This window comes from Streptomyces kanasensis (assembly GCF_043077165.1).
In the GTDB taxonomy this organism is placed as follows: Bacteria; Actinomycetota; Actinomycetes; order Streptomycetales; family Streptomycetaceae; genus Streptomyces; species Streptomyces changanensis.
On record NZ_JBIBSF010000001.1, the window covers coordinates 230553 to 255170 of the forward strand.

A 24618-nucleotide genomic window follows, 5' to 3' on the forward strand; every position below is an offset into this window, starting at 1 on the left:
CCCGCCTCGCCGTGCGCGGAGCGCTTGCCCCTCCTGCGGGAACCGCACCAGGTACAGCATCGCAGCGAACCTGGCGGTGTGCGCGGCAGCACCGCACGCGTGCACACGGCCCGCGTCACGGCGCGGTCGTCACCGGAGAGGGGCAGGTGGCCGCGTCCCGGCGCTGCCGCGGCCGGTAACGATGCAGGCTCACCGGTCCCCCGGCCTGCGCGGGAACGAAGCAGGCCCCCGGCTCGCGCGTGACGTGCCGAGCGGCCTCCCACCCGTCGGGGAACACCTCGTCCGGCCGTCCGGCGGGCTCCCGCGGCGTGACGGCCGGCAGGCGCCCGGCCGCCGCGGACACCGCCACGGCCGCCCGCCTCTCGTACAGGAGGTAGCCGTCGGCGTTCGGATGGAAGCCGTCGGGGCAGTACAGGCGTTCCGGCTGGTGGCGGAAGTCCTCCATGCTCAGTGACACCACCACCGCCCCGGCCCGCAGGGCCGCCGCGGCCTGACGGCGCGCCAGCACCCGCGAGCGGCGGCTCGCCGGCCCCCGCACCGCTCGGCGCAGGGCGGGGGCCGCTCCGATGTCCGCACACGCGCCGACCACCACCTCCCATCCGGACGCGCGCAGGAGGCGTACGTAGTAACCCAGTCGGGCCGCCGAGCGGCGCAGGGACACGGGAACCATCACGTCGTTGCCGCCGATCAGGATCAGCGCCACCCCGGGCTTGTTCCGCGCGGCCACGTCCTCCACCTGTCGGGCCATGCCCGCCGTCGTCACCCCGGCGCGGGCCGGTACGTCCAGGTCCACCGCGCACCCCCACTCCGCGACCAGATCCCCGGCGAGCCGGGCGCCGTTGGTGTGCCGGGCCTCCATCACCCCGACCGTCAGAGCGGAGGAGTCCCCCAGCACCACCAAGGGCAGAGCCGGTCCGGCCTCGGGCCCGTAGCGGCCCGCCACGAGGGGTACCGTCCTGCCGTCCCACAGCCGGCCCCGCACGAGCAGCGCCGCGTACCCGTGCACCAGTGTGCGCACGGCCTTGTGCCGCACCGTCTTGCGCCGACACGTCTTTCCGGGCACCCCGAACTCCGATCACCACACGCACACCAGCCCGAGCGCGGACGACGGCTCGCCGGCGCCGCGGGGCCACGGACACGGCCGCGACGGACTGTCACCCGCGGCCGATGCGTCCAACGATCAAAGGCGCCCACGGCAACGCCACCACGACCCACGGCCGTCCGCGCGCGTGCGGGGGCCGGTACGAAGAGGCGGGCGGCGGACACGTCAGTCCGGACGCGGCGCGCGGGGCCCCGACACGGTGTCCGGGCGTGGCGGGCGGTGGCCCGGAGCGGGCGGGCGGGGTATCACCGGTCGGCCAAGCCCGGGAGCCGGGGGCGGGACTTCCGGACGGGCCTCAGGGCCGCTCGGCGGTCAGGTAGCGCTGGATCGTCGGCGCGAGCCAGGCGATCAGCTCGTCGCGTCCCATCGTGGCCGCGGGCGGGAACCGCAGCACGTACCGGGCGAGCGCCATGCCGAGTATCTGCGAGGCCACGAGCGCGGCGCGGCGCGGGGCGTCCGCCGGGTCGGGGCAGACGCCGACCACCATCGGGCCGAGCTGGGCCTTGAAGATGTCGCGCATGCGCTCGGCGCCCGCCTCGTTGGTGACACCGACGCGGAGCATGCCCGTCAGCACGTCGTCGCTCTCCCACCGGTCGAGGAAGTGCGTGACGAGGACGGTGCCGACGTGCCGGGTGGGCACCGCGCCCAGGACCGGTATCCGCAGGTCGATGTCGGAGGCCGCGGCGAACAGCCCCTCCTTGTTGCCGTAGTAGCGCATCACCATCGACGGGTCGATGCCCGCGTCGCGGGCGATGGCCCGGATGGTGGCGCGTTCGTAGCCGTCGGCGGCGAACCGCTCGCGGGCCGCCTCCAGGATCGCGGCGCGGGTCGTGTCCGAACGGCGTGGGGTGCGGCCGGGAGCGGGGGCGGCCGGCGAGGCGTCGGGGGCTTCTTGCTTCACGCCAGCGAATGTAGGCCAACAGGTGTTGACATGCCAGTCCCGGGCCGCTTAGCGTTGCCAACAAGCGTTGACCAACAACTGTTGGCCAACGGTCGTTGACCCATGGGGTCGGCTTGAGGAGGCAGGCATGAGCAGGACCGGCACGGCCGATCAGCCGAGCACTGATGTCGGTGCGCAGACGGACACGGACGTCGTCGTGGTGGGCGCGGGTCCCACGGGGCTCCTGCTCGCCGGCGACCTGGCCACCGCAGGACTCCGCGTGACGCTCGTGGAGCGCCGCCCCCGCACGACCGGCAACCTCACACGCGCCTTCGGCGTCCACGCCCGGACGCTGGAACTGCTCGACGCGCGCGGACTGGCGGACGAGCTCGTCGCGGGCGGCACGGCCCTCACCCGGCTGCGCCTGTTCGGCCGCCTGACGCTCGACCTCTCGCGGCTGCGTTCCCGCTTCCCGTACCTCCTCATCACCCCGCAGTACGAGGTGGAACGCCTGCTGGAGCGCCGGGCCCGTACCGCCGGAGTGGATTTCCGTCACGACACGGCACTGCGCGCCCTGCGCCAGGACGCCGAGGGAGTCACCGCCGAACTCGCCCCTTCGGGGGACGTCGGGACGGCCGGACGACTGCGCGCACGCTACCTGGTCGGCGCGGACGGGGTCCGCAGCACGGTCCGCGAGCTGGTGGGACTGCCGTTCCCCGGCCGCTCCGTGGTCCGCTCGCTCGTCCTGGCGGACGTCCGACTGACCCGACCGCCCGGGGACACGCTGACCGTGGACGGCGCCGGCGACGCGTTCGTGTTCGTCGCCCCCTTCGGTGACGGCTGGTACCGGGTCATGGGCTGGGACCGCCGCCGCCCGATGCCGGACGACGCACCCGTCGACCTCGACGAGATCCGCGACATCGCGCGGCGGGCCTGCGGCTCGGACTTCGGCATGCACGACGCCCGCTGGACATCGCGCTTCCACAGCGACGAGCGGCAGGTCCCGACGTACCGCGTGGACCGCGTCCTGCTCGCCGGGGACGCGGCCCACGTCCACTCGCCCGCCGGCGGCCAGGGCATGAACACCGGCCTGCAGGACGCCGCCAACCTCTCCTGGAAGCTCGCCGCCGTACTGCGCGCCGACCCGAGCAACCCCGAGGAGCTCCTCGACAGCTACCACGCCGAACGGCACCCGGTCGGCACCGCCGTCGTCCGGGGCAGCGGGGCGATCATCCGCCTCGCCATGGCCGGCACTCCGCTCCGGCGCACCGCCCGGACGGCCGTGACGGGCCTCGTGACCACGGTCCGCCCGCTCTCCGCCCGGGTGACGGACATGCTCAGCGGGATCGGGGTCTCGTACGCCGCGGCCCGCGGGGCGCATCCCCTCGCCGGACGGCGAGCCCCGGACCTCGCGCTCGCCGAGGGCCGCTTGTACGAGCTGTTGCGCGAGGGGGCGTTCGTCCTGGTCACCCCGCGGGGCGATCACCCGGCTTCGCCTGAGGTCACCGCCGCGCCCGGCAGGGTCGTACGCGCCACGTGGGCGCACCCGGACCGCCACGGCGCCCTGCTGGTCCGCCCCGACGGCTACATAGCCTGGGCGCGTGACTGAGGGGCGTCGGTCGCTACCGGGCCCCAGCCCGGCTGAGGACGCGCCAGGTCGCATCCGGACCGGGTAGGCCGGTGCGGGGCGGGTGGGGCCTTGGCATGGGAGCGGTTGGCGGTCGGTCCGGGCCGCCGTGGCAGCGGGGGCGGGGTGCCCGGTCGGGCGTGGTGGGGCCGGAGGGGTGAGTCGGGTGGTCCGTGGGGGCGGGCGCCGGTCGGCATCGAGCCCCGCCCCCTCCGGTCCGCCCACGTCAGGCCGGCGTCCGCGTCTCGGCGGTGGCCGCGCCCGTGGCCGCACCCGTGGCCGCGCCCGTCCGGGTCACCCCCCGGGTGACCCGGTGGCGGCGGGCGGGCAGGCCGAGGGTGGGGTTGGCGACGCCCCAGGCTGCGCCCTTGCAGACCAGTTCCTTGTACAGGGCGGCGAGCCGGCCGGTCAGGGCCGCGTTGACGGACCGGTCGTCGGCGGTGACGTACTGGATCAGGCCGTCGCCGCGCCCCAGGGAGATGCACTGGTTGAAGTAGCGGATGTGCCCGGTCGGCAGCTTGCCTCCGGTCAGGCGTGCCGCGATGGCGTCGGCGGCCTTCCACGCGGCCGGCGTCCCGGAGGCGCAGGACATGCGCAGCGGCTTGTCGCCGGGGCCCATCGCCAGGGCCGCGTCACCCACGGCGTACACGTCCGGATGGGAGACCGAACGCATGGTGTCGTCGACCACGATCCGGCCCTCGCCGCTGACCTGCAGGGCGGTGGCCCGGGCGATCGGGTGGACCGCGAAGCCGGTGGTCCACACGGTCACCGCGGCGGGGACGGCCCGGCCGTCGGAGGTGGTGACGCGGTCGGCCTCGACACGGGTGACGGCCGTGTGCTCGTGCACGGTGATGCGGAGCCTGCCGAAGACCTTCCCCAGGTGCCCGCGGCCCTTGTCCGAGAGCCAGTCGCCGAGGCTGCCGCGGGTGACGAGGGTGACGGCGAGATCCGGGCGGGTCTCGGCGATCTCCGTGGCGGCCTCCAGGCCGGTGAGACCGCCACCGACGACGACCACCGGCTGGCCGGCGTCCAAGCCGGCCAGGCGCTCGCGCAGGCGGAGCGCCCCGGGTCGGCTCGCGAGCTCGTAGGCGTGTGCGGCCACGCCGGGGACTCCCTGGTCGTCCCAGCTGCTGCCGAGGGCGTACACGAGCGTGTCGTACGCCAGCGTCTCGGCTGCGCCGTCCGCGCCGGTGACGGCGACGGTCCCGCGGTCGACGTCGACGCCGGTGACCTTGCCGATCCTCGGCTCCACGCCGGTGCCCGCGAACATCTCGGCGAAGGGCCGGGGCGCCAGGTGCCGGCCGACCGCGAGCTGGTGCAGGCGGACGCGCTCGACGAAGTCGGGTTCGGCGTTGACGAGGGTGATGGCGACGTCGTCACGGTGGAGCCGCTTGGCGAGGCGGCCGGCCACGATGGCTCCCGTGTATCCGGCGCCGAGAACGATGATGCGGTGCTGCATGTCCATGCTCCTGTCTGCGGGCCCGGCCCTGCTCTTGCTCGGTTGCGCCCCTTGAACCGGGCAGCCCGCCGCTTCCTGACAGGAACGTGATGTGAAGCGGCTCACATCGAGGTCGGGACGGCTCACGGCGGGTCCGGGAGCACGCCCCGTACGGCGGTCACAAGGCGTGGAAGAGGGGCTCCCCGCGGTCGGTCGCCGCCCACACCTCGGTGGCGCGCCGGAGCTTGTCGGGGTTGACCTGGTTGCGGAACGCGACGATGCCCTCCGCAGTGACCTCCAGGCAGATGACACCGACGACCCGGCCGTCGAGGACGGCCACGACGGCGGGGCCGCCGTTGGCGGTCGTGACGTGGATCCCGGGGGAGCCGCCGATGATGGCGCGCTTGGACTGCGCCGGCTTGAACAGGCCCCGCATGAACTTCGCGACCGCCAGGGCTCCGTCGATCGCAGTGGCCCGGGCCGGGACCTTCCCGCCGCCGTCGCCGATCGAGAAGGCGTCGGCGGTGAGCAGCTTCACGAGCGGCTCGGTCCTCCCGCTGGTGGCGGCCGCCAGGAACTCCTCGACGATCCGCCGGGCGGCGGCCTCGTCGATCGGGGTGCGGGACCTGCCGTCCGCGAGGTGCTTCTTGGCGCGGTGGAACACCTGCTGGCTGGCGGCCTCGGTGATGTCGAGGATCTGGGCGATGTCCCGGTGCGGGTAGTCGAAGGCGGCCCGCAGCACGTACACCGCGCGCTCCTGGGGGGACAGCCGCTCCATGAGGGTGAGGACGGCGTACGAGACGGACTCGCGCTGTTCGGCGGTGTCGGCCGGGCCGAGCATCGGATCGCCGTCGAGGAGCGGTTCGGGGAGCCACTGGCCCACGTAGGTCTCGCGGCGCGCGCGGGCCGAGGTCAGCTGGTTGAGGCAGAGGTTGGTGAGCACCTTCGTCAGCCAGGCCTCCGGGACCTCGATGCGCTCGACGTCGGCTGCCTGCCACCGCAGGAAGGTGTCCTGAACGGCGTCCTCGGCCTCACTCGCGGAGCCGAGGAGACGGTAGGCGATGGCCAGGAGGCGGGGCCTCGCGGCCTCGAACCGGTGCACGTCCTTCATGGTCAGCGGCATGGCCGGATCGTAGCGGGCCCGCCGGCACGGTGACGGGCGGGGCGAGGGCAGCGCATCCGCCGACGAACGGACGCCCTCGTGTTTGAGATCAACTTCCCCCACGGCCTCCCCCCACGGATGCCCAAGTGACCCACTGACGAACGGAACTCATTCGCGCAGAAGAAGGCCCTTTCCCGACCGGCCACCCTCACCGCGACCGTGTGCTCGCCACGCTGCTCCCCCGACCGCGTCGCACGCGGCCGAGCCCGTCCCGCCCGGCTTCACGGTCCCGACCGCGCCCGTGGCGCCCTTCAACACGCCCGACTCGGACGACGCCGCTCAACGCGAAGCCATCAAGAACCAGCTGCTCGGGCTGATCGCGAGCGCTCCCGCGGGCTCCGAGATCCACGGGTCGATCCATCTCTTCACCGACGGCCACCTCGGGACCGCCCTGACCGAGGCCCACGCCCGCGGCGTCAAGGTGAAGGTGCTGATGGACGGCGACGGGAGGACGGCGGCCGGGTCCGAGTACGCGAAGCTCGCCAAGAGCACCGCGCTGGGCGTCGACACCGCCGAGGACTCCTTCGCCTTCGCCTGCGACGACGCCCGTGCCTGCATAGGGAACCGGACGGACCTGTCGAAGCCTCCGATCAACCACAACAAGTACTTCCTCTTCTCGGAGACCGCGGGTGTCCGGAACGTCGTCTTCCAGACCTCGGCGAACCTCACCTCCAGCCAGATCAACGTCTACTACGACAACGCCGTGACCGTCTCCCGCCCCGAGCTGTACGACGCCTACAAGTCCTACTGGAACGCCCAGTTGAAGCACGGCCGGGGCGCGGGCCTGCCGGAGTACGCGTCCACCGCGCAGGCGGGCCCCCACGAGGCGACGTTCTTCCCGCGTGCGACGGGCGACCCGATCACTGCGCTGCTGGACAAGGCGGACTGCCGGAAGGTCGCCGCCGCCGAGGTCACGAAGATCCGTGTCGGCACGTTCGCCTTCACCCGCCGGGAGGTCGCCGAGCGGCTGGTGCGGCTGAGGCAGGCCGGCTGCCAGGTGTACGTCTTCCACAACGCCGAGGACGGCAACCTGGGTGCGGAGGTCGACCGCGCCCTCACGGCGGGCCGGCTCAACGCGTACCGCGGCTGCCGGGGCACCGCGACCGACGGGACCGGCGCGGTCCGCGCCATCGGCCTCCATTCGAAGTACCTGCTGATCGAGGGGACGTACGACGGTGTCCCCAACAGCAAGATCGTCTTCACCGGCAGCCACGATTACACGGTGCCGAACCTGCGGGGCAACGACGAAACGGTGCTGAGGATCGACGACCGGGCGGTTTACGACAAGTTCGAGCACAACTTCGACGATGTCCTCAACGGGGTCGCGCCCAAGACGGGGATCTGCGGCGTCAGCCACTGACCCCGGCGTCGGGTCCGCCGTCGGGGTGCCCTTGCTCCCCAGCGAGGGTGGCTTGCTCACCGGGTGACGGGAGCCGTACTTCCGGCGCCCGGCCGGACCGCGTCGGGCCGGTCACCCCGGCGCGCGGCGCCCGTCCCGCCGCCCCGAGGCCGACGGGGCGGCCGGAGAGCACAGCGGGTGTGACGGTTGTGCGCGGCCGTCCTCGCCCGGCTGTCCTGCCCCCGGAGCGGCGCCGGGAGCGTACGTCGACCGCACCGGCGGGACGCGTTCCGTATGGGAGTCGTCCGGTTCCGCAGGACCGCCGTCCCCGTCATGCCGCGGCGGACTCCGGGACTGGAGCAGCTCTTGCCCGACCGACCGGGCACGCATCCGCCCGCTCGTACAGCTCGTTCCCGGTGAGGCCCTCAAGGCCCTTCTCGCCACCCCGCCGCCCCGCCGCCCTGGCACCCGCCGGACTCAGGCTTCCGCCTCCGGGGGGCCGGTCCCCGTCAGCGGCCGACCGGCTGCCGGCGCGGCCCGCCCCCCGGCCTGCCCGGGCGGGCGCACCCCCTGCCCTCGCCGACCCGGTCCGCCGCTCCGCGGCCGTAGCCTCGGTGGGGGCGCCGCGCTCCGCGGCGGGCGCCGACCGGCGCCGCCGGGGCGCGCGGAGAGGTCGCCGCCGGCGCCCGTGGTCACGGACCGTCGCGGTCGCGTTCAACATCCGGACATAGATGTCCGATGAACGGATCGGACCTGGCTCATAACGGTCTTGTTTCGCTCGCTGGGATTTTCGAAGACTACTCCCGGTTATGTGATCTGCATCACTCAACACTCAACGGCAGCCGTGGTAGAACTACGCAACTCCGCAGGTGGCACCACCCCTCGCCGCCACGCGGAGTGCCGGCACGCACCGGCAGCACGACCAGGGTGATCACGTTCCGAGTCCGCGGAGCGCGGCCCCCAGGGTCGCCGATCGGACAACGGCGTTCGCTCAAAGACCGCACACCTTCCCGGCGCAACCTCCTCTGCGCCGGTACTGCGCCATCGAGGTAGCCCACCGTGTCACTCGACTCCATCACCACTTCCGTCGACGAAGCCGTCAGCGGACTCTTCGAGCCCATTGCCACCTGGCTCGGCGAGGTCGTCTTCTATTCCGTGCCCGTAGGCGGCACGGAACTCCCCCTCATCGTCGCCTGGCTGGTCGTCGCAGGCCTCGTCTTCACCGCCTGGTTCGGGCTGGTGCAGGTCCGCAAGTTCAAACTCGCCGTCGACGTGGTGCGCGGGAAGTACGACGAGAAGGGTTCGACCGGCGAGGTCAACCACTTCCAGGCGCTGACCGCCGCCGTCTCCGGCACCGTGGGACTCGGCAACATCGCAGGTGTGGCGGTGGCCGTCTCCATCGGCGGCCCCGGCGCGACGTTCTGGATGATCCTGTGCGGCCTGCTCGGCATGGCCACCAAGTTCGTCGAGGTCACCCTGGGTGTGAAGTACCGCGAGGTCCACCCCGACGGCACCGTCTCCGGCGGCCCGATGCACTACCTGCCCAAGGGCCTGGCCGAGCGCTTCGGCAAGAACGGCAAGACCTTCGGCAAGGTGCTCGCCGTCATGGCGTCCTTCATGGTCCTGTTCTTCGGCCTCTTCGGCGGCAACCTCTTCCAGGTCAACCAGTCCTACGCCCAGCTCGTCTCCGTCACCGGCGGCGAGGACGGCCTGATGGGCTCGTCGGCCGGCGCGCTGTTCTTCGGCATCCTGATCGCCGCGCTCGTGGGCGTCGTCCTGCTCGGCGGCATCCGCTCCATCGCCAACGTGACCAGCAAGCTCGTCCCCGCCATGGCCGGCATCTACATCGCCGCCTGCCTGGTCGTCATCCTGGTGCACGTCACGGCCGTCCCCGCCGCGATCGCCACCATCATCGAGGGCGCCTTCAACCCGCAGGGTGTCGCCGGCGGTGTCCTGGGCGCGCTGATCATCGGCTTCAAGCGGGCCGCGTTCTCCAACGAGGCCGGTCTCGGTTCCGCCCCCATCGCGCACTCCGCGGTCAAGACGAAGCACCCCGCCAGCGAGGGCCTGGTCGCCCTGCTGGAGCCCTTCATCGACACCGTCATCATCTGCACGATGACCGCTCTGACGATCGTCATCGCCAACCCGGCCAGCTGGGCCGAGGCCCGCGCGGGCGAGTCCATAGGCGGCGTCACCATCACCTCCGACGCCTTCGCCACGGTCATGCCCTGGTTCCCGTACATCCTCACCGTCGCGGTGATGCTGTTCGCCATCTCGACCGTGCTGACCTGGGGCTACTACTGCATGAAGGCCTGGACGCACCTGTTCGGGCGCAGCCAGGCCAGCGAGATCACCTTCAAGGTCATCTACACGCTGTTCGCGGTCGCCGGCACCCTGCTGACGCTGCAGACCCTGATCGACATGGCCGACGCCGTGCTCTTCATGCTCGCCGTCATCAACATCATCGGTCTGTACCTCCTCGCCCCGGTCGTCAAGCGCGAGCTGAACTCCTTCCTGGAGTTCGTCCGGGCCCGCGACGCCGGTGAGATCACCGACGACACCCCGTCCGACGAGGACCAGGAGTCGGTGAAGACCACCGTCTGACCGCCCCGGCGGTCCGGCCCCCGAGCGGGCCCGTGCGCACCACTTGCCGTGGTGCGCACGGGCCCGCTCGTCGTGCCCGGTGGCCGGATTCCCGCAGGTGAAACGGGGTATGGCGGGAAAGAGACCAGGCGGTTAGGGTGTGAGGAACGCGTCAGCGCCACGCCCGTGTCCAGGGCCCGCAGACGCGCGGTGTGCCGGGAAGTCTGGTCGGCGTCCTCAGGGCTCGTATGCCCTCCCTCCCCCCGATTCCCCGGAGGTCCCTTCATGGCCGACGCCCCGCGCGAGCGTTCCCCCTTCCTCGGACTCCTCCCGCTGCCGGAACGCATGACCGTGGTCCAGGCGCTGAGGACGGAGACCGTCGGCGGCCTGGTCCTCCTGGCCGCCGCGCTCGTCGCACTGGTGTGGGCGAACACCCCGTGGAGCGGGACCTACGAGCAGATACGCGACTTCCACTTCGGCATACCGGCCCTCGGCCTGGACCTGTCGGTGGAGCACTGGACGGCCGACGGGCTGCTCGCCCTCTTCTTCCTCGTCGCCGGCATCGAGCTCAAGCGCGAACTGGTCGTGGGAGAACTGCGCACCCCCGCCACCGCGGCCCTCCCGGTCATCGCCGCGCTCTGCGGGATGATCGTGCCCGCCGCCCTCTACGCCGTGACGGTCACGGCCGGCGGCGGCAGCATGGAGGGCTGGGCCGTCCCCATGGCCACCGACATCGCCTTCGCGCTCGCCGTGCTCGCCGTGCTCAGCACCCACCTGCCCGCCGCGCTGCGGGCCTTCCTGCTCACCCTGGCCGTCGTCGACGACCTCGGCGCGATCCTCATCATCGCGGTCTTCTTCACCGACGACCTGAACCTCGCCGCCCTCGGCGGAGCCTTCGCCTGCCTCGTCCTCTTCCACCTCCTCCAGCGCTTCCGCGTGCGCGGCTGGTGGTGGTACGTGCCGCTCGGTCTCGTCACCTGGGCGCTGATGTACAACGGCGGCGTCCACGCCACCGTCGCCGGCGTCGCGATCGGGCTGATCCTGCGCACCACCCGCGACGAGGGCGAGGCCGCCTCCCCGGCCGAGCGGACCTCCCATCTGCTCCACCCCGTCTCGGCGGGTGTGGTGGTACCCCTGTTCGCGCTCTTCGCGGCAGGTGTCGGGATCTCCGCCGGCGCCCTGGGAGAGGTCTTCACCCGGCCGGAACCGCTCGGTGTCGTCATCGGCCTGGTCGCCGGCAAGACCCTCGGCATCTTCGCCGGCACCTACCTGGCCGCCCGGTTCACCCGGGCGAAGCTCAACCCAGAGCTGGCGTGGGCGGACGTCCTCGCCCTCGCGGTGCTGGCCGGGATCGGCTTCACCGTCGCCCTGCTCATCGGCGAACTGGCCTTCCCCGACGAGGTCGTCTCCGAGCAGGTCAAGGCCGCCGTCCTCGTCGGCTCCCTGCTCGCCGCCTCCCTGGCGGCCCTCCTCATCAAGCGCCGCAACGCCGTCTACCGGCGCCTGTACGAGGAGGAGACCCGCGACGACGACCATGACGGCATCCCGGACATCTACCAGCGGGCCGGCGCGGCGGAGCGCTGACCGACCGGACGACCGTCCCCCGCCCCGCCTGCCCCGCCCTCACCGAGGACCGAACGGGCGGCGGGGGCGGGGGCGCGCCCCGGGTGGGGGCCGGGGCGAGAGCCGGCCCCCACCCGTGCCCGGGTTCACGGGGGGTGACGTGTTCCTCCGCGGAGCGTGCACGGATCATGATCCCCATGACGCACACTTCACGGCGCGGCCTGCTCACCCTCTTCGCGGCGTCGGCCGCCGCCCTGCCACTGAGCGGCCTCGTCGCCACCCCGGCCCAGGCCGCCCCGCCCACACCCGCCCCCGTCGACCCCTTCCCCGGCCCGGTCGGCCTGACGTCGGCACGTTCCTCCGTGACGCTGCCGCCGCTCGACGCCTCCTACTTCGCCCCGGTGACCCTGGCAGCCCCGCTCACCGCCACGGTGCTCGCCGGCACCCCGGCCCGTACCGAGGTCACCTCCGGCGGCAAGCGCGTCGCCGTGCTCACCCGCGGCGCCCGGACCGTCGTCCTGCCCGGACCGACGCGCACCTTCACCGAGAACAAGAAGCCGTTCGTGGACGACTTCGCGCGCACGCTGCCGGACACGTCCCTCCCGGTCGGGGACCGCCAGTACTGGGGCACGTCCTGGGGCGGCGGCAGATGGTCCACCCTCGGCCCCGTCGACACCGACTACTCGGTCATACCGGGCACCGGCACCATCGCCCTGACCACGGACTACGCCAGCCGGCACGCCACCCTGCGCGACGACGAGATCACCGACGTCGACGTGCGGTCCGTGGCCCGGTTCGACAAGGTGCCCACCGGCCAGGCCTGCTCGTACGCCCTGTCCTTCGGCTACCAGGACACCCACAACCACTACCGGGCCCGGCTGTCCTTCCTCACGTCCGGCGCGGTCGAGCTGCGCGTCGAGAAGGAGGTCGCCGACGCGGTCACCCAGCTGACGGCGGCCGTCACCCTCGCCACGGGCGTGCCCGCGGGCACGGACTGGACGATCCGGGTGCGCCGCCAGGGCAGCCGCATCCAGGTGAAGGCGTGGCGTTCCGCCTCCGCGGAGCCGTCCGCGTGGGCCGTGGACGTCACCGACGCGACCTTCGCCAAGGGCCGCGTCGGACTCCGCGCGCTCGCCAACCAGGGCTGCACCAACCTCCCCGTCACGCTGCACGTCAGCCGGTTCGAGGTGAACGCCGCGAACTGGGCGACGCCGCCGAGCGTCACGCACGGGGAGTGGGTCCGGGTGCTCCCGGAGCCGTTCGACGGCACCTGGACCCCGGCGCTGGAGCAGACCATCCGCGGATGGGCCGGCTCCACGGCGCCGGACGTCCTCGCGTACGCGGCGATGTTCCTCGCCGGCGCCCCCGCGGTGACGAGCGGCGCCGGGCCGGCCAAGGACAAGCAGGTCCTCGGCGCCGCCGGGTACGGCTACCTGGACCCGCAGGGCTACTGCTACGAGGGCGCCGACTTCCACGAGTACATGAACGTCGGCTGGACCTTCCCGGACGGCGCCCACACCGGCCCGTCCAGCAAGCAGGTCGGCAATCTCGACTGCTCCGGCTACACGCGCATGGTGTACGGCTACCACATGGGCGTCCCGATGGCGGCGGGCGCGGACACGTCCGGGACCCGCATCCCGCGCAAGTCGCGGGACATGGTCGAGTACGCCCCCGGCGTGCGCGTCGACCGGACCGGCGACGGCACGACCCCGCCCGCCGCGGCCCTGCTCCAGCCCGGCGACCTGGTGCTCTTCAACGCGGACTCGGGTGACGACCACGTGACGGTCACGGTCGATCACGTCGGCATCTACCTGGGCAAGGACGCGGCCGGGAAGCGGCGTTTCCTCTCCAGCCGCAAGACGGCCAACGGGCCCACCATGTCGGACCTGGGCGGCCCCTCGCTGCTGGACGGCACGGGAACCTACGCGAGGAAGCTGCACACCGTCCACCGCATCTGACGCCTAGCTCCTCCGGGGCCCGGGCGGGCGGACCCCACCCGCCCGGGCAGCGGGTCCCGGGGCGGGGCTTCCGTGGGACACGGGCCGCGGCCGGGCCAGGCCGGGCCAGGCCGGGCGCAGGGGCCGGGGCCGCCTCCGGTCTCCACCGCCCGGACCCGGCCCGAGGCCCCGGGTACCGACCGGTCCCCGGCTCCCGCCCCGCTCATCCGGCCGGGCGGGTGCGGGTGGAGGTCGACGCGGTCCTCCCTCACCACGGGCCGCCGTCCCGATCCGCCCTGCCTCGCCGGTCCCCGACGGCACCCTGGACGCGGCCGGGCGTCCGCGGCGCCGCGGAGGCACCGCGGTCGCGGTACCGGGGACGGCGCTCGTCGGGCGGGCGTGGCAGCGCACCCGTCGTCGGGGTCCCTGCGCGGAGGGGAGGGGGCGCGGACCGCGCCCCCCGCGGCCGGCCACCCGCCTCGTACGCCGGTAGCGGGTCCGGCCGTCGCCTGTCGAGACGGGTCCCGCGTGACGGATCCACCCCGGGACGGTGCGTCGAGCGGGGGCGGGGCGCTCGGGGGTACGGCGGTAGGCTCACCGTTCGTGAGTGTCGCGCGGTCCGTCTCCCTGTTCGTCCTCGCCGCCCTGTTCGAGATCGGCGGCGCGTGGCTGGTGTGGCAGGGCATCCGGGAACACAAGGGCTGGATCTGGATCGGTGCCGGTGTCCTGGCGCTGGGCCTCTACGGCGTGGTCGCCACCTGGCAGCACGACGACGACTTCGGCCGCGTGCTCGCCGCCTACGGTGGCGTCTTCGTCGCCGGCTCGATCGCGTGGGGCATGGTCGCCGACGGCTACCGCCCCGACCGCTACGACGTCACCGGCGCCCTGGTCTGCCTCGCCGGGATGGCCGTGATCATGTACGCGCCCCGCGGCCACTGACCTGGTCCCGCCTCCCCGGCGGGGCCGGCGGCGGCCCGGCCGCCGCCGACCGCCACGGCCCCGTGACCGGTCACGGGACCGTCGTCACCGCGTCGGCGGCGAACCTCCTCCGCCAGGCGAGCGCGACGTAGACCAGGCCGATGAGGACCGGGACCTCGATGAGCGGCCCGACGACGCCCGACAGGGCCTGGCCGGAGGTGACGCCGAAGGTGGCGATGGCGACCGCGATGGCCAGTTCGAAGTTGTTGCCGGCCGCGGTGAACGCCAGGGTCGTGGTGCGGTCGTAGGCCAGGCCCAGGCCCTTGCCGAGCAGGAAGGAGCCGAAGAACATGATCGCGAAGTACACCAGCAGCGGCAGCGCGATACGGGCGACGTCCCAAGGCTGGGAGGTGATGGTCCGGCCCTGCAGGGCGAAGAGGATGACGATCGTGAACAGCAGCCCGTACAGCGCCCACGGACCGATCTTCGGCAGGAACCTCGCCTCGTAGGCGGTACGGCCCATCGTCCGCTCGCCGACGCGGCGGGTGAGGAAGCCGGCCAGGAGCGGGACGCCGAGGAAGACGACCACGTTCAGGGCGATCTCCCCCATCGAGATGTCCAGGTGCTCGCCCGCGCCGAGGCCCAGCCAGCCGGGCAGCAGGTCGAGGTAGAACCAGCCCATCAGGCCGAACGCGATGACCTGGAAGACGGAGTTGAGGGCCACCAGCACGGCTGCGGCCTCGCGGTCGCCGCAGGCGAGGTCGTTCCAGATGATCACCATGGCGATGCAGCGGGCCAGCCCGACGATGATCAGGCCGGTGCGGTACTCGGGCAGGTCCGGCAGGAAGATCCACGCCAGGGCGAACATGACCGCCGGGCCGAGGACCCAGTTGACGACCAGGGAGGAGATCATCAGCTTCCGGTCGCCGGTGACGGCGTCCAGCCTGTCGTAGCGGACCTTCGCCAGGACCGGGTACATCATGATCAGCAGGCCGATCGCGATCGGCAGGGAGACCCCGCCGACCTCCACCTTCGCCAGCGCGTCGTTCAGGCCCGGAACCAGACGGCCCAGCCCGAGGCCGACCGCCATGGCCAGCAGGATCCACACCGCGAGGTAGCGGTCGAGGGTGGAGAGCTTCCTGACGATCGACTCGCCCCCGCCGCCGACCGGACCGGGGGCGGCGGTGGTGGTCTCGGTGGGGGTCACGGGCAGGCCCTCTTGTTCTCGGAGGCGGTACGGGCGGAGGCGGCCAGCTCGGCGAACTGCTCGGAGAGGCCGGCCAGGAGGTCGGGCTTGAGCCTGTAGTAGGTGAAGCGGCCGCAGGGCTCGGTCTCCACGAGGCCGGTCTCGCGCAGCACCTTCAGGTGGTTGGACAGGTTGGTCTGCTTGGCTCCGGTCTCCTCGACGAGGTGCGTGGTGCAGAGCGTCTCGCGCGCCAGCAGGGCCACGATCCGGAGGCGGAGGGGATCACCCAGCGCCCGGATCACATCAGGATCGACTGAAGTCAGCATGCGCTGATACTGTCACATCACCGTCCGCTGATACCAGCGGATGAGGAAGTCATCGGCGGCCGGTTCCGCCGCGCGTCGGGAGAGAACGATCACCATGGCCGAGAAGCCGTCCGTCCTGTTCGTCTGCGTCCACAACGCCGGGCGCTCCCAGATGGCCGCCGCCTGGCTCGCCCACCTCGCCGGGGACCGGGTCGAGGTCCGCTCCGCCGGCTCCGCGCCGGGCGCCGCGGTCAATCCGGCCGCCGCCGCGGCGATGGCCGAGGTGGGGATCGACATCTCCGCCGAGGTCCCGAAGGTGCTCACCGTCGACGCGGTGAAGGCGTCCGACGTCTGCATCACCATGGGCTGCGGCGACACCTGCCCCGTCTTTCCGGGCAAGCGCTACCTGGACTGGCAGCTGGAGGACCCGGCGGGCCAGGGCGTCGAGGCGGTCCGCCCGATCCGCGACGAGATCAGGACCCTGGTCGAGCGGCTCATCGCCGAGATCGCCCCCGAGCCGACGGCCTGAACGACCCAGGCCGGCCGGCCCCCGGGGGCGGAGCCGCGCTGCCCCGTCTCGCCGGCCGCCGCCACGGGTTCGTCCCACCGTGTGCGGCCGGCACCGCCGGGCGGCGAACCGGCGTCGGCGTGGACGCGCGGCGGACGCCGGCCGCGGACCCGCACGAACTCCGCCTGCGCCTCCGCCTTGTCCGTCGGCGCCCGGAGGGCGGCCTTGTTCGCCGTCGCCCTGTTCACCGTCGCCGGTGACGGCGCGGGGCGCGAGCCCGGGGGCTGGGGGGCCGGGGCCGGAGAATTCGCTTCGGGTGGCGTCGGGTGCGGGCCTACTGTGGCGCGGTGAAGACTCAGGTGATCGTGATCAACGGTGGTTCCAGCTCGGGGAAGTCCGGCATCATCCGCTGTCTGCAGGCGGTCCTGCCCGATCCGTGGCTGGCCCTCGGCACGGACACGCTGGTCGATGCGATGCCGGCGTCCCTGCAGACGTCGGACGGCGGCATCGACTTCGCCCCGGACGGCGAGGTGGTCGTCGGTCCGGAGTTCCGGAGGCTGGAGGCCGCGTGGATCGAGGGGGTCGCCGCGATGGCCCGCGCCGGCGCCCGGGTCGTCGTCGACGAGGTGTTCCTCGGTGGGGCGTCCTCGCAGCGGCGATGGCAGGACGCCCTGGACGGGCTGCGGGTGCTGTGGGTCGGTGTCCGGTGCGACGCCGCGGTGGCCGCGGGCCGCGAGGTCGCCCGGGGCGACCGGACGGTCGGGATGGCCGCCTCCCAGGCGGAGTCGGTCCATCGGGGCGTGCGGTACGACCTGGAAGTGGACTCCACCCACGCCGAGGCGATGGAGTGCGCGCGGGTCGTCGCCGCGCATGTCGTATGACCGACCGTCCGGCCCCGTGCTGCCGTGCTTCCCGTGCCGCGGGGCCGGGACGGGAGGCCGGGGCGGTGGCGGCGCGCCGGGGGAACGACGGGGTCGGCGGGCGTTGCCGCAGGGCGCGGGGCTGCGCATGCTGGGGCCCATTCCATGACGTACGGGGGCGGTTCATGACCGGGACAGTGGTGCGCGCGACGGGCACCCGATGGTGCGGGTGGAGGACCTGCGCCGCTCGTACGGCTCCGGGCCCGCCGCCGTACACGCCCTGCGCGGGGTGTCCTTCGAGGTGGCGCGCGGTGAACCGGTCGCGCTGAAGGGCCGGTCCGGCTCGGGCAAGACGACGCTGCTCAACCTGGTGGGCGGCCTCGACACCCCGGACGGCGGCCGGATCACGGTGGACGGTACGGACCTCGCGGACCTGGGCGAGGAGGGGCCGTCGGCACTGCGGCGGGACCGGGTCGGCTTCGTCTTCCAGTCGTTCGCGCTGATCCCGATCCTCACGGCCGCCGAGAACGTCGGCGTGCCGATGCGGCTGCGCCGGACCGACCCGGCCGCGCGCGAGGAGCGCGTGCGGCTGCTGCTGTCGATGGTGGGGCTCGCCGACCACGCCGAGCAGCGGCCGACGGAGCTGTCCGGCGGCCAGCAGCAGCGTGTCGCCATCGCACGGGCGCTCGCCAACCGGCCGGCGCTGCTCCTCGCGGACGAGCCGACCGGCCAGCTGGACGCGGAAACGGGCCGGGCCATGATGGAACTGCTGCGGGCCGTGGTCCGCGGCGAGGGCGTGACCGCGCTCGTGGCGACGCACGACCCCCAACTGCTGGACCTGGCGGACCGGGTGCTGGAGCTGCACGACGGCGTGATCGCCGAGCCTGCGGTCGTGGCGGCTCCGGCGACGGCGGGCGCCACGACGGCGGACTGACCCCGGCCGCTGCGCAGGGGCGACGGTTCTCGGGGCGGGGCCCGCGGGAGTCGAGGCCGGAGCCGGTGGGACACGGGCGGAATCCGCGGGGTGGCGCGGCGGCCCGGCGGCGGGGGCCGTCGGGCGGGGCGGGGCGGGGACGGTCGGAGGCGGGGGCGCGCATTCCGGTGTCGACGTGGCGGAATCCGGTCACGATCTCGTCAAGTCCGCCCCCCAGTCCGCTTCACCGCGGGGCGCCGCCCGGGGGCCGCCCCCGCGCGGGCCGGGACCGTCGAGGTCGCCGTACTACGCGGAGGGCCTCGGCATGCGGGACCGCGTGATGCTCCGTCTGGAACCGGACCACATCGGCGTCTGGGCGGACGACGCGGAACCGACGGGCGACCGACCCACGCTCCCCCGGCCCGGCCGGCCCGGGTGACCACGATACGACCCCGTTCCGGCGGAACGTCAGCCTCCGCCCGCGACCGCCACCACACCCCCGCCGACCTGCGACGACACCCGGACCAATCAAGATCACACATGTCCGTCCGCTCGGATACTCTGCACGGGCCGCACCGACGGGGGACCTGCGGACGGCCCCGGCCTGCCCTCCCCCCCGACCGGCGTTTCTTCACTCGACTCACGAAAGAGGACACCCATGCTGCGTACCCGTCCACGACCCACGTGGATGGCCGTCGGCCTCGCCGCGGCGATAGGCGCCGGTCTGCTGTCGACCAACACCGCCAGCGCCGCCATCGGCACCCCCGACACGACCGGCGCGTTCGCCCACACCGCCCAGGTCACCGTCGGTGGCCCGGCCGACGCCCGCGGCTGCTCCGGCACGCTGGTGGCGGCACAGTGGCTGCTCACCTCCCAGAGCTGCTTCACCGCCACGCCGGGCACCGGCATCACGCCCGGCAAGCCGGCGGAAGCGGTGACGGTCACCCTGGGCGCCCAGAGCTTCTCGGTCGCCGAGGTGTTCCCCCGCACCGACCGGGACGTCCTCCTGGCGCGGCTCGACCGACCGGTCACCGGCGTCACCCCGGCCACGCTCGCGAGCAGCGCCCCCGAGGCCGGCACCGCGCTGACCGCCGCGGGGCACGGCCGTACGAAGACCCTCTGGGTCCCGGACAAGGTCCACACGGCGGCCTTCACCACCACGTCCGCCTCGGCGACCGCCCTGGCCATCGAGGGCGGCCAGACCGGCGACGCCATCTGCCAGGGTGACGCCGGCGGCCCCGTCAGCAACGCCGCCGGCGAGGTCGTCGCCCTCTCCAGCCGCTCGTGGCGTGCCGGTTGCCTCGGCACCCCCGAGACGGAGACGCGAAGGAACGCCGAGGCCGCCCGCGTCGACGACCTGCGCCAGTGGGTCATGGACGTCCGCGCCGCGCAGCCCGGTTGGAAGTCCCGCAGCTTCGTCCGGACCGACCGCGGCATCTTCCAGGGCGTCCGACTCGCCGATGGCACCTGGACCGACTTCCGCGACGTGGAGTCCGAGGCGGGCCGCGTCGGCGACACGCTGGCCTCCGCCTCCGGGGTCGCCGCCGCGGGCGTCAACCGCGACACCCACGTCCTCGCCATCGACAGCGCCGGCACGCTGCGCCACGCCGTTCGAGCGGCGGACGGCTCGTGGAGCACGTTCAACGACGTGGGCGCCGTCGCCGGCGTCCTCGGCAACCTGAAGCAGGTGGCCGCCGTCTCCATCGGCCAGGAGCTGCACGTCGTCGCCCTGGCCGACGGCAAGGTGTTCCACACCATCCGCCACGCCGACGGCAAGTGGACCCGCTTCGGCAACGTGCTCGGCGCCGCCGGTCCGCTCGGGACGGTGACGTCCGTCTCCACCGCCAGCGTCGGAGGCCAGCTCCAGACGGTGGCGGTCACCGGCGGCAAGCCGTACCACACCGTCCGCAACACCGCCGGGCAGTGGACCGCCTGGGGCGACATGAGCAAGGCGGTGGGCGTCACCGGCCCCGTCTCCTCCGTCGCGATCGCCGGGGTGGGCACCGACGCGCACGTCGTCATCGCCACCGACAACGGCACGAAGCAGTACCACACCCTGCGCAGCGCTTCGGGCAGTTGGACCGTGTACGGCAGCCTCTCCACCGTCCTGGGCGGGGTCACCGCGAAGTCCGTCAGCGCCGCCCACGTCGACGGGGAGCTGCAGGTGGCCGCCGTCACCGCCGACGGCAAGCTCCTCCACACGACCCGGCACGCCGACCGCACCTGGGCCCCGACCGTCCAGGTCACCCTGGCCGGCACCACCGGGACGCCGATCGGCCTGAGCATCACCGGCACCCTCTGATCCACATCCGACCGTCCGGCCGTACGGCGTCCCGACGCCGTACGGCCGGACGGCTGCCGGACGGGCGGCTGCCCGGTGGCCGCCCAGCGACCGTTCGGGTGGCTGCGTGGGCAGCTGTCGGCTGCTGACGCGCGGCTGCCTGGCGGTCCGTCAGAGCAGGGTCGTCCAGTACAGCCAGAACCGCTGCAGCACGAGCACGCCGATGGCCAGGTACCAGGCGGTCAGCACCACGCCGTGGTAGCCGGCCACCGCACCCGCCGCCCGTCGCAGCCACGGCGGCCCGCCCAGGTGCCCACCGGTGAGGGCGTGCAGGGCGGTGTACCAGAAGAGCGGGATCATCACCGCCCACACGACCATGCAGTAGGGGCACAGCGCGTCGATCCGGTACAGGCTCTGGAAGATCAGCCAGTGCACGAGGACCACGCCGAGGGCGACCCCGGCGGTGAGGCCCCACCACAGCGGGCGCGGCAGCGCGGCACCTGTCAGGAGCACCACCCCGATGGTGGTGACGACGGCGAACCCGCCGATCCCCAGCAGTGGGTTGGGGAACCCGAAGACCTCGGCCTGCGGCGTGCTCATCACGGAACCGCAGCTGAGGACGGGGTTGATGCTGCACGACGGGGTGTGGGAGGGGTCCTTCAGCAGGGCGATCTTCTCCACCGCCAGCGCGAACGCGGCCAGGAAGCCGAGCGCGCCGCCGAGGGTGAGGACCACGGCGAGCATCCGCCGTCCCACGGCGCCGCCGCCCGCGGCCGTGGGGGCCGGGGCGGCGGGGCGTGTGGTGACGGTCACTTGGCGAGTTCCGCGTCGATGGCGGCCCTGAAGTCGGCGAGCGACCCGATCTGCGGCCGGTTGCCGTTGACGAAGAACGTCGGCGTGCCCTGCACGCCGAGCGCGATGCCGTCCCGGCGGTCCTTCTCGACGCGCTCGGCGGTGGCCGGGTCCTTCCAGTCGGCCTCGAACTTCTTCATGTCCAGGCCGAGTTCCCTGGCGAAGCCGCGGAACGTCTCCTCGTGCGACACCTGCTGGTCGCCCCAGCTCTCCTGGGTCTCGTACATCTTCTTGTACATCGCCTCGACCCGGCCCTGCCTGGCCGCGGCCTCCACCGTGCGGGCGGCCAGCTCGGCGTTGCGGTGGCTGGGGATGGGGAAGTACCGGATGACGAACGTCACGCGGCCCTTGTACTCCTCGCGCAACCGCTCCACGTCCGGGAACGCCGCCCGGCACGACTCGCACTCGAGGTCGAGGAACTCCACGACCGTCACCTTGCCGTCCTTCGCCGTCGACAACCGGTGACTGTCGGGGCGGACCAGCACCGAGGCCGTGCCGGAGGGGGTCCCCGCACTCCCACCGTTCGTGGCCGGGGCCTCCGCGGAGACGTCCTGGGTCCGGTTGCCGACCAGCAGCGCGCCGACGACCGCCAGGACGACGACGACCAGCGCCAGGGAGATCTTCAGGTTCTTCGTCATGACCTTCAACCGATGGGGTGGCAGGGACACGGGCGGTGCGCCTCCCGACCGGCGCCACGCGGCCCCGGCGGCGCACCGGCACACTAACGGACGTGTGTGCGGGGCTCCGGCGCCGGGCCTTCGTGCGCGGGGGTGCTCCCGTCCGTCGGCCCGTCGGTTCGCGTCGTCGGTTCGCTTCGTCGGTTCGCGTCGTCGGTTCGCGTCGTCGGTTCGCGTCGTCGGTTCGCGTCGTCGGTTCGCGTCGTCGGTTCGCGTCGTCGGTTCGCGTCGTCGGGCCGTCCGTCCACCCGTCAGCTCGCGCATTCGGTTCGTCCGCGTCCGCCCGTCCGTGTCCGTCTGCCCGCGTCCGCCCGTCCGCGTCGGCCGGTCGGCCGGTCGGCCCGTCGGCCCGTCGGCCGCACGAGCCGTCCGCGTCGCCGGTCCGTCCGCCGTCCGTGCGTCAGCGCCTCCGGCCGCCGCGCAGCTCCAGCCGCTCCCCCGCGAACCGCTCCCGGAAGCCGCGGTCGTGCGAGACCGCGACGACCGCCCCGGGGTACACCGCCAACGCCGCCTCCAGGTCCTCGACCAGGTCGAGCGCGATGTGGTTGGTCGGCTCGTCGAGGACGAGCAGGGCCGCGGGCCGGGTGACCAGGCGCGCGAGCTGCAACCGGCGCTGCTGGCCCGCCGACAGCTCCGCGACGGGGACGTGCAGGTCCTCCTCGCGGAACAGACCCAGCGTCAGCAACCGTGCGGCGTGCTCCTCCAGCGGTCCGGGCCGGCCGGCCGCGAACGCCGCGACCAGCGGAAGCCGGGTGGAACGCGCGGGCAGCTCCTGGGGCAGGTACCCGGTCAGGGCGGTGCGGCGCACCAGGCCCGTGTCGGGTTCCAGGTCGCCGGCGACGACCCTCAGCAGCGTCGTCTTGCCCGCCCCGTTCGCGCCCGTGACCAGCAGGCGCTGCCCGGGCAGGATGGTCAGCAGCCCGTCCAGTCGCAGCCGCCCGGCGACCGTGACGCCGTCGAGCTCGGCGAGGGGCCGGCCCGCAGCGTGCGCGCCACCGGCAGGGCATCCGTCGCCTGCCGTGCTCCCGCCGCCGGCGGGATCCCCGCCGTGGGCGGACCCCTCGTCGGCGCCCGTCGTCAGGGCGGCGGTGAACCGCAGGGGTTCGGGCGGCGGTGGCACCGGGGCGCGGCGGAGGTGGGCCAGGCGTTCGCGGACCGCCCGGACCTGGCCGCCGAGCTTCGCCTCGTGCGAGCGGCGGTGCTTGCCGAAGCCCTGCCGCGGGTCCCTGCCGGTCGTGGCGAGGCGTCTTCCGGCGGCTTCGAGCAGTCCCTCGGCCCGGCCCACCGCCTGGAGCCATTCCGCGTGCTCCTGCTCCGCGCGGCGCCGGGCCGTGGCCTTCGCGGCGCGGTAGCCGGCCCAGCCGTCGCCGTACCGGTGCACGGTGCGCGCGTCCCGGTCGACCTCGAGGATCGTGGTGGCGACGCGTTCCAGGAAGCCCCGGTCGTGGGTGACCGCGACGACGGTGCCGCGGTGGGCGCGCAGGTGTTCCTCCAGCCAGTGCACGGCCGCCGCGTCGAGGTGGTTCGTCGGCTCGTCGAGGAGCAGCAGCTCCGGGGCGGCGGCCAGCACGCAGGCGAGCGCGAGCCGTGACTGCTCGCCGCCGGAGAGCGAGCCGAGCACGCGGTCGCGGGCGACGCCGGCGAGGCCGAGGCCGTGGAGGGCGGCGTCGACGCGGGCGTCCGCCTCGTACCCCCCGCGGCCCTCGTACGCGTCGAGCAGTTCGCCGTACGCGGTGAGCGCGTCGTCCGGCGCCTCGCCGAGGCGTTCCTCCGCCGCGCGCAGCCGGCGCTCCAGCTCCCGCAGGTCGGCGAGGGCGAGGTCGACGGCGTCCTGCACGGTGCGGTCGGGGGCGAGGTCGAGGGTCTGGGCGAGGTGCCCGGTACCGCCGGGGAAGCGGACGGTGACCTCCCCGGTGTCCGGCTCCTCCGCCGCGGCGAGCAGCCGGAGCAGGGTGGACTTGCCGGAGCCGTTCTCGCCGACGACGGCGGTCTTCTCGCCGGGGCGGACGGTGAAGGACACCTGGTCGAGAACGGTGCGGGTGCCGTAGGACTTGGTGACGTCCTTGACGGAGAGCTGTGCCACGGAGGCGGGCACGGCGGTACGGGCGCGGTCGCGCATATGACTTTCCCTGGGGGTGTGACGGTCCACGGGCGGCAGGAACGGCGTCGTCGGCCGCGCCCGGACTCACACGAAGAAGAAGGAAGTCATGCGTCCCACGATAGCCGGGCGGGGCCGGGGCCGTCCTGGCCTTTTCGCGCGCCGCGGGTGGGGCTCGGGACCGCGAGGTGCGCAACTCCCCTGGTGCCGGCGGGCGTTGTTGGTTATGTTCGGCTCCGGCGCGCCTCGGCCGTCAGCCCGCATCGGCCGCGGTGACCCGAGGGGCCCCCACGGGCCCCGCCCCCGGCGCGCCCCTGTCACCCTCCTCCCCGAGCCCCCCCACCGTCCGCCCGGCGTACGCCTTCCGGTCCGCCCGCCGTGGCGCGGGA

19 protein-coding genes are annotated in these 24618 nt (G+C 73.6%); 10 read left to right on the top strand and 9 right to left on the bottom strand.

The window, feature by feature from the left end:
• Positions 1-115: 115 nt before the first annotated feature.
• Together ACF053_RS00950 and ACF053_RS00955 are read right to left on the bottom strand one after the other, a co-directional pair.
• Positions 116-1063 (bottom strand): GDSL-type esterase/lipase family protein, encoded by a 948-nt coding sequence (locus tag ACF053_RS00950; RefSeq protein ID WP_391951802.1) that lies wholly within the window; start codon positions 1061-1063, stop codon positions 116-118.
• A gap of 334 nt (positions 1064-1397) precedes the next feature.
• Complete coding sequence (locus ACF053_RS00955) at positions 1398-2003, bottom strand: TetR/AcrR family transcriptional regulator (RefSeq protein ID WP_391951803.1); 606 nt, start codon at positions 2001-2003, stop codon at positions 1398-1400.
• A 127-nt stretch (positions 2004-2130) separates the two neighbouring features.
• Here ACF053_RS00955 and ACF053_RS00960 point away from each other — a divergent pair, with 127 nt between their 5' ends.
• Positions 2131-3591, top strand: a complete 1461-nt coding sequence (locus ACF053_RS00960; protein ID WP_391951804.1) for an FAD-dependent oxidoreductase — start codon at positions 2131-2133, stop codon at positions 3589-3591.
• Positions 3592-3835: 244 nt separating this feature from the next.
• Here ACF053_RS00960 and ACF053_RS00965 read toward each other — a convergent pair whose 3' ends face one another.
• Both ACF053_RS00965 and sigJ read right to left on the bottom strand, forming a co-directional pair.
• Entirely contained in the window at positions 3836-5068 is a 1233-nt protein-coding gene (locus tag ACF053_RS00965; protein ID WP_391951805.1) for an NAD(P)/FAD-dependent oxidoreductase, read from the bottom strand.
• A gap of 157 nt (positions 5069-5225) precedes the next feature.
• On the bottom strand, positions 5226-6170 hold the full coding sequence (gene sigJ, locus ACF053_RS00970; protein WP_391951806.1) for an RNA polymerase sigma factor SigJ: 945 nt from the start codon (positions 6168-6170) through the stop codon (positions 5226-5228).
• 280 nt (positions 6171-6450) lie between these two features.
• Here sigJ and ACF053_RS00975 point away from each other — a divergent pair, with 280 nt between their 5' ends.
• From ACF053_RS00975 to ACF053_RS00995, 5 genes are all read left to right on the top strand, one after another.
• Positions 6451-7569, top strand: coding sequence for a phospholipase D-like domain-containing protein (locus tag ACF053_RS00975; RefSeq protein ID WP_391951807.1), 1119 nt, complete (start codon positions 6451-6453; stop codon positions 7567-7569).
• A gap of 1038 nt (positions 7570-8607) precedes the next feature.
• On the top strand, positions 8608-10152 hold the full coding sequence (locus ACF053_RS00980) for an alanine/glycine:cation symporter family protein (RefSeq protein ID WP_391951808.1): 1545 nt from the start codon (positions 8608-8610) through the stop codon (positions 10150-10152).
• 264 nt (positions 10153-10416) lie between these two features.
• Positions 10417-11715, top strand: a complete 1299-nt coding sequence (gene nhaA, locus ACF053_RS00985) for a Na+/H+ antiporter NhaA (RefSeq protein ID WP_391951809.1) — start codon at positions 10417-10419, stop codon at positions 11713-11715.
• Between the two features lie 176 nt (positions 11716-11891).
• The gene (locus ACF053_RS00990) at positions 11892-13652 is read left to right on the top strand and encodes an NlpC/P60 family protein (protein ID WP_391951810.1); all 1761 of its coding nucleotides are present in this window, start codon (positions 11892-11894) and stop codon (positions 13650-13652) included.
• A gap of 582 nt (positions 13653-14234) precedes the next feature.
• Complete coding sequence (locus ACF053_RS00995; protein ID WP_391951811.1) at positions 14235-14570, top strand: YnfA family protein; 336 nt, start codon at positions 14235-14237, stop codon at positions 14568-14570.
• A gap of 70 nt (positions 14571-14640) precedes the next feature.
• On the opposite strand, the gene arsB is transcribed toward ACF053_RS00995, so the two are convergent.
• Both arsB and ACF053_RS01005 read right to left on the bottom strand, forming a co-directional pair.
• Positions 14641-15756 carry an ACR3 family arsenite efflux transporter gene (gene arsB / locus ACF053_RS01000; protein WP_391951812.1) on the bottom strand — a complete coding sequence of 372 codons (1116 nt, stop codon included), beginning with the start codon at positions 15754-15756 and terminating at the stop codon, positions 14641-14643.
• Positions 15753-16061 (bottom strand): ArsR/SmtB family transcription factor, encoded by a 309-nt coding sequence (locus tag ACF053_RS01005; protein WP_391951813.1) that lies wholly within the window; start codon positions 16059-16061, stop codon positions 15753-15755. The genes arsB and ACF053_RS01005 overlap by 4 nt, the downstream gene beginning before the upstream one ends.
• Before the next feature lie 94 nt (positions 16062-16155).
• Here ACF053_RS01005 and ACF053_RS01010 point away from each other — a divergent pair, with 94 nt between their 5' ends.
• The 4 genes from ACF053_RS01010 (at position 16156) to ACF053_RS01025 (ending at position 20623) form a co-directional block, all read left to right on the top strand.
• Positions 16156-16569 carry an arsenate reductase/protein-tyrosine-phosphatase family protein gene (locus ACF053_RS01010; protein WP_391951814.1) on the top strand — a complete coding sequence of 138 codons (414 nt, stop codon included), beginning with the start codon at positions 16156-16158 and terminating at the stop codon, positions 16567-16569.
• 326 nt (positions 16570-16895) lie between these two features.
• Positions 16896-17429 (top strand): chloramphenicol phosphotransferase CPT, encoded by a 534-nt coding sequence (cpt, locus tag ACF053_RS01015; protein WP_391951815.1) that lies wholly within the window; start codon positions 16896-16898, stop codon positions 17427-17429.
• Between the two features lie 199 nt (positions 17430-17628).
• Positions 17629-18342: an ABC transporter ATP-binding protein gene (locus ACF053_RS01020; protein ID WP_391951816.1), complete on the top strand. Its 714-nt coding sequence runs from the start codon at positions 17629-17631 to the stop codon at positions 18340-18342.
• A 637-nt stretch (positions 18343-18979) separates the two neighbouring features.
• Positions 18980-20623, top strand: a complete 1644-nt coding sequence (locus ACF053_RS01025) for a trypsin-like serine protease (RefSeq protein WP_391951817.1) — start codon at positions 18980-18982, stop codon at positions 20621-20623.
• Between the two features lie 150 nt (positions 20624-20773).
• Here the strand turns inward: ACF053_RS01025 and ACF053_RS01030 are convergent, their stop codons facing one another.
• From ACF053_RS01030 to ACF053_RS01040, 3 genes are all read right to left on the bottom strand, one after another.
• The gene (locus ACF053_RS01030; protein WP_391951818.1) at positions 20774-21415 is read right to left on the bottom strand and encodes a vitamin K epoxide reductase family protein; all 642 of its coding nucleotides are present in this window, start codon (positions 21413-21415) and stop codon (positions 20774-20776) included.
• On the bottom strand, positions 21412-22092 hold the full coding sequence (locus ACF053_RS01035; RefSeq protein WP_391951819.1) for a DsbA family protein: 681 nt from the start codon (positions 22090-22092) through the stop codon (positions 21412-21414). The genes ACF053_RS01030 and ACF053_RS01035 overlap by 4 nt, the downstream gene beginning before the upstream one ends.
• A 439-nt stretch (positions 22093-22531) precedes the next feature.
• A complete protein-coding gene (locus ACF053_RS01040) occupies positions 22532-24250 on the bottom strand; it encodes an ABC-F family ATP-binding cassette domain-containing protein (RefSeq protein ID WP_391951820.1) in 1719 nt (572 codons plus the stop codon).
• Positions 24251-24618: the final 368 nt, after the last annotated feature.

Excerpts from the sequence above, each read along its gene's own strand:
- ACF053_RS00960 (WP_391951804.1), top strand. The coding sequence starts at position 2,131 with ATGAGCAGGACCGGCACGGCCGATCAGCCGAGCACTGATGTCGGTGCG.
- ACF053_RS00965 (WP_391951805.1), bottom strand. The coding sequence starts at position 5,068 with ATGCAGCACCGCATCATCGTTCTCGGCGCCGGATACACGGGAGCCATC.
- sigJ (WP_391951806.1), bottom strand. The coding sequence starts at position 6,170 with ATGCCGCTGACCATGAAGGACGTGCACCGGTTCGAGGCCGCGAGGCCC.
- nhaA (WP_391951809.1), top strand. The coding sequence starts at position 10,417 with ATGGCCGACGCCCCGCGCGAGCGTTCCCCCTTCCTCGGACTCCTCCCG.
- ACF053_RS00990 (WP_391951810.1), top strand. The coding sequence starts at position 11,892 with ATGACGCACACTTCACGGCGCGGCCTGCTCACCCTCTTCGCGGCGTCG.
- ACF053_RS01005 (WP_391951813.1), bottom strand. The coding sequence starts at position 16,061 with ATGCTGACTTCAGTCGATCCTGATGTGATCCGGGCGCTGGGTGATCCC.
- ACF053_RS01010 (WP_391951814.1), top strand. The coding sequence starts at position 16,156 with ATGGCCGAGAAGCCGTCCGTCCTGTTCGTCTGCGTCCACAACGCCGGG.
- ACF053_RS01020 (WP_391951816.1), top strand. The coding sequence starts at position 17,629 with ATGGTGCGGGTGGAGGACCTGCGCCGCTCGTACGGCTCCGGGCCCGCC.
- ACF053_RS01025 (WP_391951817.1), top strand. The coding sequence starts at position 18,980 with ATGCTGCGTACCCGTCCACGACCCACGTGGATGGCCGTCGGCCTCGCC.
- ACF053_RS01035 (WP_391951819.1), bottom strand. The coding sequence starts at position 22,092 with ATGACGAAGAACCTGAAGATCTCCCTGGCGCTGGTCGTCGTCGTCCTG.
- ACF053_RS01040 (WP_391951820.1), bottom strand. The coding sequence starts at position 24,250 with ATGCGCGACCGCGCCCGTACCGCCGTGCCCGCCTCCGTGGCACAGCTC.